Consider the following 934-nt stretch of genomic DNA (forward strand, 5'->3'; position numbering starts at 1 on the left):
CAGCAGCCGCACTGCGTCGCCGCTCCAGTCCACGTGCGAGGTCGGCTCGTCCACGTGAAGGGTGGCGGGCAGCCGGCCGTGCCGCAGCGCCATCACCATCTTGATCACGCCGGCCACGCCCGCGGCGCCCTGGGTGTGCCCGATGTTGGACTTGATCGACCCCAGCCACAGCGGCCGGTCCTCCGGCCGCTCCTGCCCGTACGTCGCCAGCAGCGCCTCGGCCTCGATCGGGTCGCCGAGCGTCGTGCCCGTGCCGTGCGCCTCCACCGCGTCCACCTCGACCGGCGCCAGCCCGGCGTTGACCAGCGCCTGCCGGATCACGCGCTGCTGCGAGGGCCCGTTGGGGGCGCTCAGCCCGTTGCTGGCGCCGTCCTGGTTGACGGCCGAGCCGCGGATGACGGCCAGCACCTGGTGGCCGTTGCGGCGGGCGTCGGAGAGGCGTTCCAGCAGCACCAGGCCCGCACCCTCGGCGAACCCGGTCCCGTCCGCGGCCGTGGCGAACGGCTTGCACCGCCCGTCCGGGGCCAGGCCGCGCTGCCGCGAGAACTCCGTGATCACGTTCGGGGTGGACATGACCGTCACGCCGCCGGCCATGGCCAGGTCGCACTCGCCGTTGCGCAGCGCCTGGACCGCCAGGTGCATCGCCACCAGCGACGACGAGCACGCCGTGTCCAGCGTGACCGCCGGGCCCTCCAGGCCCAGGGTGAAGGCGATGCGACCGGAGACGACGCTCAGCGCGTTGCCCGTCAGCAGGAAGCCCTCGGCGCTCCGCTCGACGTGGGGAGTCCCGAAGCCGGGCACCCCGCAGCCCGCGTAGACGCCGGTGGGGGTGCCCTTGAGGGTGGTGGGGTCGATGTGGGCGCGTTCCAGCAGTTCCCAGGCGGTCTCCAGCAGCAGCCGCTGCTGGGGGTCCATGGCGAGGGCTTCGCGGGGG

Annotated in this window: 1 protein-coding gene; it reads right to left on the bottom strand. The window is 74.2% G+C overall.

What is annotated here, in order from left to right:
• A partial coding sequence (locus tag ACTWQH_RS32765; protein WP_443290456.1) for a beta-ketoacyl synthase N-terminal-like domain-containing protein occupies positions 1–934 on the bottom strand: 934 nt, incomplete at both ends.

Source organism: Streptomyces sp. 6N223 (assembly GCF_052246635.1).
In the GTDB taxonomy this organism is placed as follows: Bacteria; Actinomycetota; Actinomycetes; order Streptomycetales; family Streptomycetaceae; genus Streptomyces.